The sequence below is a fragment of the Photorhabdus viridis genome, assembly GCF_040256935.1.
Classification (GTDB): domain Bacteria; phylum Pseudomonadota; class Gammaproteobacteria; order Enterobacterales; family Enterobacteriaceae; genus Photorhabdus; species Photorhabdus viridis.
Genome location: NZ_JBEJZY010000081.1, coordinates 1 through 8,621, shown reverse-complemented (window position 1 = coordinate 8,621; position 8,621 = coordinate 1). Strand labels below are relative to the sequence as shown.

Annotated in this window: 2 protein-coding genes; both read left to right on the top strand. The window is 55.0% G+C overall.

The features are described 5' to 3' along the window. The first annotated feature begins 714 nt into the window (after window positions 1-714). Window positions 715-2,379 (top strand): ShlB/FhaC/HecB family hemolysin secretion/activation protein, encoded by a 1,665-nt coding sequence (locus ABR397_RS21370; RefSeq protein ID WP_350307474.1) that lies wholly within the window; start codon window positions 715-717, stop codon window positions 2,377-2,379. Between the two features lie 50 nt (window positions 2,380-2,429). Then, window positions 2,430-8,621, top strand: a 6,192-nt coding sequence (locus ABR397_RS21365; RefSeq protein ID WP_350307473.1) for a two-partner secretion domain-containing protein, incomplete at its 3' end; no start/stop codon positions are given.

The window sequence follows — 8,621 nt, the reverse complement described above, 5'->3', positions numbered from 1 at the left end:
AGACCCGCCTTGAGGAAGAACATTTAAGACAATGAGGCTGCTAGCAGTCTGTTGCTGTTAGTCTTGTATTGATAACCTGCATTGAACAGGTAACCTGGGCTGTTATGCCATTGGCGACCTAAGAGAGAGTAAAATATAACAAAAAATTTACGGTGTCTCGTTTGTTTAGTTGACTAATTTCCGATCAATCTTGAAAGTGTGATATAAATCACAAAATATCTTCTAATAATTTACGTGAATAACCGGAGCCTTACTTTTAAAAAGTTTCACTTATTAGTCGAATCCGCCGAGCAATAGCTTTTAAGAGTATAATAGCCAGCTCTGCCAACTGAGCTAAAAGTCATCATCCAGCCTAATCATAAAAGGTTATATCTCATCACTTATTAACGACAGTCATCACATTAAAAGTGATTTCATCCTGAAATTAAACATCATAAATGTGATATACATCACATAATTAAAACAAAAAATGAAATCATTTTGAAATTATTAGTGTTGGTTATTAAACGATTAATATTAATCTGTTTTTTATACAATTTGCAACGCAATGATAACATGGGTCTATTTTTTGCACTATAATATAACGCCTTGTTTTTGTTGCTATCTTAACCACCCCGCCTATTTTAGTTACCAGGCTAATAATAAACCCTGAATATTGATCGCTAAATTAAATTTATGGTTAATACCGCTTCGACATTGTGGAATAGAAAGTCAATGAAAAGCAGTATTTTAGTGTTTGCGGTTTTTTGTAGCGTAGTGTCAGACAGTCAGGCCACAGACATTGCAGATCAACAACTGATCCATCAACAGGCGCGTCAGCAAGCGCTGGAGGCTCAATTGGCTCCACCGCCTGCGGAGGTTCGCCTGTCGGTACCCGAAAAAGCGGTGTCATCCACATTCCCAGTGGAAACACCCTGTTTTCCCATCACCCGCGTTATCCTGGCAGGCACCGAAAATTTCCCGCACTGGTTACCGTTCAGGCATGTTGCCCAACAGGGCGAACACCATTGCCTCGGTGATAAAGGCATTAGCCGGCTGATGACCCAATTGCAAGATCAGCTCATCAATCATGGCTATGTCACCAGCCGGGTTCTGGCTCCTCGTCAGGATCTGCATACCCAAACCTTAAAACTGGTGATGATACCGGGAAGGATCCGGCATATCCGCTATACCCCGGACAGCGGGAAATATATCCAGCGGATAACGCCCTTTCCCACGCGTGAAGGCAAGCTGCTGGATTTACGGGACATTGAGCAGGGATTAGAAAACTTGCAACGTTTTCCAACCGTGCAGGCGGACATGAACATTGTCCCGGCAGAGCAACCGGGGGAGAGCGATATTGTGCTGGACTGGCGTCAGTCACGGCACTGGCGAGTCGCCACGTATCTGGATGATACCGGGTCCAAAAGCACCGGGCGTTATCAAGGCGGATTCACCTTTTTTCTGGATAACCCCCTGGCGCTCAGCGACCTGTTCTATCTCTCCGCCGGGCGCGATATTCACGCGTCTGGCGGGAAAGGCAGCCAAAACGACACGCTCTATTACTCCCTGCCCTTTGGCTACTGGATGGCGAGCGTGACGGCCAGTCATTACGATTATACCCAGACGATAGCCGGGCTGAATCAGGCGATTCAATACCGGGGCAAAAGCCAAAACCTGTCTGTCCAGCTCAGCCGGGTTCTGCACCGTAACGCGGACCAGAAAACCTTGCTTAATGGTGAAATTTATCGGCGGGCGTCCCGCAATTTTATTGATAACACAGAAATCGACGTTCAGCGCCGGGAAACGGCGGGTTGGAAATTGGGACTTTCTCACCAGCATGACATTGGCAATGCAACGTTAGACGCACGGGTCACTTACCAACAGGGCATGCGCTGGTTTGGTGCGCAACCTGCGCCGGAAGAGTCCCGCAATGAAGGGACCGCCTTGCCTAAAATCACCCAATTCTCGGCGACGCTTTCCGGGCCGTTAACCCTGTTTTCCCAGCCTTTTTCTTATCAGACCCAGTATCTGCGTCAGATAAGCGCCAGCCCATTGACGCCCCAGGATCGATTTTCAATCGGTGGCCGCTGGACGGTACGCGGCTTTGATGGCGAGTTGACCTTATCCGCGGATCGGGGCTGGTACAGCCGTAACGAACTGGACTGGCAAACCCCGCTGAAAGGGCAATCGCTGTATCTGGCAATGGATTATGGCGAAGTGGGCGGACGGGGCAGTGACGCCCTGCTCGGTAAACACCTGGCGGGGAGCGCCCTGGGCTGGCGAGGCAGCCTGAAAAGGGTCAGTTACGACCTGTTTGTCGGTGTCCCGCTGTCCAAACCCGCCGGTTTCCAAACTTCCCCCGTCACGGCCGGATTCAACCTGTATTGGCAGTACTGATTCAGAATAATAACGCTGCCCGTGTGTAGCGTGTGAGTGGAGCAAACGTTATGAACAAGCAGTTGTATCGTATTATCTTTAATCCGGCCCGCCAGATATGGATGGTGGTTGCAGAGATAGCGCGTGCCGGACGAGGACGAACGGGGTGCCGCACTCGTCGCCTATCTCTACCGTCGTGTCGTTGCCGACTCACCGCGTTACGATTCAGTCTCTTGTTAGCCCTTGGCGGAATTTCGCTCACCGCACAGGCGAACATCGTGGCGGATGGGCAGGCGCCGGGCCGTCAGCAACCGACGATTATCCACAGCGCCAACGGCACGCCGCAGGTCAATATCCAGACACCGGGCGCCGACGGGGTTTCCCACAATCGCTACCGCCAGTTTGATGTGGATAAACAAGGCGTTATCCTCAATAACAGCGCTAACGCCACTCAGACGCAGTTGGGTGGCATGGTAGCGGGCAATCCGTGGTTAGCCAAAGGCGATGCCAACGTTATCCTCAATGAAGTCAACAGCCATGACCGTAGTCACCTCAATGGCTGGATTGAAGTGGCCGGACGTAAAGCCGATGTCATTATTGCCAACCCTTCGGGTATCACCTGTAATGGCTGTGGCTTTATCAACGCGCATCGCACCATGCTGACCACCGGCGAGGCGCTGATGGAACAGGGACGGTTGAAAGGCTTTGATGTCAATCAGGGGGAAGTGCGGATTGACGGGCACGGCATGGACAGCACACAGCAAAGTTACACCGATATTATTGCCCGCTCCGTCGCGATTAACGCCAAATTACATGCGCAGGACCTGAAAGTGACCACTGGACGCAATATTGTGGATGCTGCGCACCAGCAGATTGAAAAAAAATCGGCTGACAATAAAAAGTCCCCGGAGTTTGCATTGGATGTAGCGGCACTGGGCGGCATGTATGCCCATAAAATCAGGCTGATAGGCACCGAAACGGGGGTGGGGGTGCGTAACGCCGGTAACATCGGTGCGACGGCGGGTGAAGTGCATATTACCGCCGATGGGTGGATTGGGAACAGTGGCGCCATCAACAGCCGTGATGCGTTGCAATTAACCAGTACGGCAAAGATAAACAATCAGGGCAAACTCCTGTCACAATCGACGGCGACCTTGCAATCCGGCGGACAACTGGACAATAGTGGCCGGGTTGAGGCGCGGGGCGATATCACCGCTAAGGCAGGAACAATACAAAGCAGTAACGGCAGTGTGTGGGCGGCGGGGATAGATGATAACGGCAACACCACCCGACCCGGTTCACTGACCCTGACGGCACAGCACGTTCAGGCGAAGGGGAAAAATCTGGCGACAAATGCCCTGACGGTTCAGGGGCAACAGATTGACTTGAGCGGCAGCCAAACCGTAGCCAATCAAATTCAATTGACTGCCAGCCAACAGGGGATAAGTACCGCTCACGCCACCGTCAACGCCGACCGTTTGACGGTGAAAACCCCGGGCCGGTTTAACAACGACGGCGGCCAGTTAGTGGCGCGGGCAATCCACCTCACGACCCCGGATATTGCTAACCAGCAGGGAAAAATTAACCAGACGGGGAGCGGTGAGCTAACGCTCAATACCCACACCCTGAATAACGGTGAGGGCACTTTGTTCAGTCAGGGAAAATTGACCCTCACCACGGACCAGCTTAACAACCGTCAGGGCACTATTGCCAGTCAGGGCGAGGACCTGCATCTCACAGCACATCAGGCAGATAACACTCAGGGCACCGTGCAACTGGCGGGCAACGGGAAACTGTCGCTCAACACCCAACGGTGGCTGGGTGATAAGGGCAAACTGCTGACCCATGGCGCCCTGACGATACAGGCCGGTGATCTGCAACTGAACGAGGCTGAAACTCAGGCCGGGCAGATGACCATTAACGCTGACACCCTGAGCCATCAACGCGGTGTCATGCAACAACAGGGCAAAGACACCCTGTCCCTCACCACCCGGCGACTGAATAACCAGAATGGCACCATTGCCGGCAACGGTAACCTGAACCTGAAGGCAACGACCGTCGATAATGGTCAGGGCCACATCGTGGCCGCCGAAAAAGGGACGCTGGCCCTGACCGTCAAAGATACCCTGAACAATCAGTCGGGCCAGCTGGAAGCGGGCAATGCGCTCCAGCTCAGTGCTGCCCAACTGGATAATGGTCAGGGTAGTATTGTTGCTACCGGGGACAGCGCCACCCTCACGGTTGGGAAAGCCCTTCAGAATGCCCACGGGCATATTGAAGCCAAAACCCGACTGACCACCACCAGCCAGATCCTGGATAACACGCAGGGCGTGTTGCTGGCGCAACACATTGACAGTCAGACCACAGGCCACCCCTTCATCAATACCACCGGACAGGTGATAGCCGGGGATACCCTGACCTTACACAGTGGTGAGCTAAAGAACACCGCCGGGCTGTTACAGTCTGGCGGCGACATGACCGTGGATACTCGCGGTCACTGGCTCGCCAATGCCGCCACGACGGACAAAAAAGGCGGCCAGTTATTGAGCGGCGGACACTTAACCCTGCACACCGGCGACATCAATAACAACGGCGGCATGATAGCAGCGGACGGTAAAACCACTCTGACCAGCGCCGCACTCACCAATACGCAGGGACAGATAGCGGGTCATGGCGGGCTGGTCATTCATAGCCGGCAACTCATCAACCGCAACGGCACCTTACAATCCGCAGACGCCCTGACGCTGGATACTGACGGGCAGTTACTGGATAATCAGCAGGGGCGTATTCTGGGTGAGGGCGCCACCACGGTCGCCAGTGGTCAACTGGATAATACGGCGGGGCTGTTACAGTCTGGTGGCGACATGACCGTAGATACTCACGGTCACTGGCTGGCGAATACCCGCAATACCGACCAAAAAGCAGGCCAGTTGTTAAGTGGCGGACACTTAACTTTGCGTACCGGCGACATCAATAACACCGGCGGCATGATAGCGGGGAATGGCGGACTGGGCATTCACAGCCAGAAACTGATAAACCACGAGGGCGCCTTACAATCCGCAGACGCCCTGACGCTGGATACTGACGGACAGTTATTGGATAACCAACAGGGGCGTATTCTGGGTGATGGCGCCACCACGGTCGCCAGTGGTCAACTGGATAATACGGCGGGGCTGTTACAGTCTGGTGGCGACATGACCGTAGATACCCACGGTCACTGGCTGGCGAATACCCGCAATACCGACCAAAAAGCGGGCCAGTTGTTAAGTGGCGGACGCTTAACTTTGCGTACCGGCGACATCGATAACACCAGCGGTATGATAGCGGGGAATGGCGGACTGGGCATTCACAGCCGGCAACTCACCAACCGCAACGGTACATTACAATCCGCAGACGCCCTGACGCTGGAGACTGACGGACAGTTACTGGATAACCAGCAGGGGCGTATTCTGGGTGAGGGCGTCACCACGGTCACTAGCGGCCAGCTGGATAATACGGCGGGGTTGTTACAGTCTGGTGGCGACATGACCGTAGATACTCACGGTCACTGGCTGACGAATACCCGCAATACCGACCAAAAAGCGGGCCAGTTGTTGAGTGGCGGGCATTTAACCCTGCGCACCGGCGACATCAATAACACCGGCGGCATGATAGCGGGGAATGGCGGACTGGGCATTCACAGCCAGAAACTGATAAACCACGAGGGCGCCTTACAATCCGCAGACACCCTGACGCTGGAGACTGACGGACAGTTACTGGATAACCAACAGGGGCGTATTCTGGGTGAGGGCGCCACCACGGTCACCAGTGGTCAACTGGATAATCGTCAGGGCCACCTTCAAGGCGGACAGTTGGCTATCGACACCCGACAGGCGCAGACCGATAACCGGGACGGCAAATTGTTGTCGGCAGACAGGCTCAACCTGAAAACCCAACGGCTCGACAATCATCACGGTCAGGTCCAGGCGGTGGGCGACACTCAACTTCATGTTGACACCCAAACGGATAACACCGGCGGCCTTATCCGTAGCGGCGCACAACTTACCCTGAACACCACTCACTTGATTAACCACGAGACGGCGCAGCCGGATAACGGCGTGGAAGCACAAAATCTGACGATAAACGCCCAACAGGCAGATAATACCGGGGGCGCTTTACGGGCGGCTAACCACCTGCAAGCGAACATCAGCCAGACATTGAATAATACCCAGGGGCTGGTCTCCGCAGGTAAACAGCTCACGGTCAACAGTGAGGCTCAGCAACCGCATCTGGTGATTCACAATCGACAGGGCACCCTGATTGCCGGGAAACAGGCTGACATTAGCGCCGAGGCCCTAAGTGGTGACGGTCAACTGTTATCGCAGGGCGATATGGCCGTCACGTTAACCCAGGATTTTCACCATACCGGCAACACCGCGGCCAATGGCAATCTGACCCTGAAAACGACCGGCAATATTTTCAATGACCGCCAGATAAAAGCCGGTCAGGCGTTGCATCTGGGCGCACATAATCTTACCAATAGCGCATCCGGCGAAATCAGCGCCGGACAAACGCAAATCAACGTCCACGATACGCTGAACAACACCGGATTGATTGACGGTGACCTGACTCATCTCACGGCCAACACCCTGAACAATACGGGTACCGGACGGATTTACGGGGACCAGCTTGCCCTCCAGACGGGCATGTTGAATAACACCGCCCAAGACGGCAAAGCCGCCGTCATTGCCGCCCGTGACCGGCTGGATATCGGCACCAGTACGCTCAACAACCAGCATCATGCGCAGATTTACAGCGTGGGCGACACGCGCATCGGCGGCCAGTTGGATAAGACCCTGACGGCGACCGGTCAAGCGCATGTGCTCAATAACCACGCGGCGACGATTGAAGCCGGGAATAATCTGACGATTCAGGCTGCCCAGATCCACAACACCAATGCCGGGTTGGTCACCCAGGTCGTCGAAACGGAAAAATCGCCCCATCACGACGCGGTATTGAGCGGACAGACTACCCGCTATGACTGGTCGCAGGTGGATACCTCCCACCGCAACAAATACGGCGTGCACGATGCCATCATGCCGGACGGCAGCGGCAGTAATGACTTTTACGAATATCAATACACCCGCACCGTCAGGGAAACCCAGGTCAAACAGAGTGACCCCGGTAAAATGCTGGCCGGGGGCAATATGACGCTCAACAGTGCGCAGGTCACCAATCACGACAGCCAGATTGTCGCCGGCGGCGCGCTAGGCGGTGACATTGGCGAGCTGCACAATATTGCCACTCAGGGCGAACGTATCACCACCGATAAAGGGCGCCAGACCCACTGGTACGCGAAAAAGAAAAAACGCCGTATTGGCGGCACTAAAACCTCGCAGGGGAAAAGCCGCAGCCATTATGGCCCTGCCCCGGTGAGAGAAACGACAGACCTGAACACGCTGGCCTGGCAGGACCATACCCGTCCACAGGGTACCGATATCACGATGACAGCCCGACAGACTGGGCAGGTGCAACAGGCCCCCACCGCCGTGAAACCGGTTGCCGGGATAAACAACCCGCCCTTAGTCCTGCCGCACGACCCGCCCTTAATCCTGCCGCCCGGTCAACCCTTAGTCCTACCGCCCGACCAGCCTTTAGTCCTGCCACCCGGCCAGCCGTTTGAATTGACATTGCCGCCGGAAACCGTCAAAGGACACCCGGTTGACCCGGTTATCCGCGTTATCACGCCCGATACCCGATTACCGGATAACAGCCTGTATACCGTACAACCGGGCAGCGACAGCCACTACCTGGTGGAGACCGACCCGAAATTCACCCAGTACAAACAGTGGCTGGGTTCGGACTACATGCAGCAACAACTCACCCATGACCCGGCCCTGGTGCACAAACGGTTAGGGGATGGATTCTATGAACAGCGGCTGGTGCGGGACCAGATTACCCAACTGACCGGCCAGCGCTATCTGCCCGGCTATCATAACGACGAAGCGCAGTTTAAAGCGCTGATGGATGCCGGGGTGGCTTTCGGCAGGGAACAACAGCTCACTCCCGGCGTCGCCCTGAGTCCGGCACAGATGGCGCTGCTGACCGCCGATATTGTCTGGCTGACTCACCAGACGGTCACGCTGCCGGACGGTACCACGCAGGTGGTGACGGTGCCACAGGTGTACGCCCGGGTGAAATCCGGCGACCTGAGCGGTGACGGCGCCCTCCTTGCCGGCAATACGGTAGCGCTTAACAGTCAGGGCGATATCACCAACAGCGGC

What these genes read in the sequence shown, in the direction of transcription:
- ABR397_RS21370 (WP_350307474.1), top strand. Translation starts at nt 715, where the DNA reads ATGAAAAGCAGTATTTTAGTGTTTGCGGTTTTTTGTAGCGTAGTGTCA.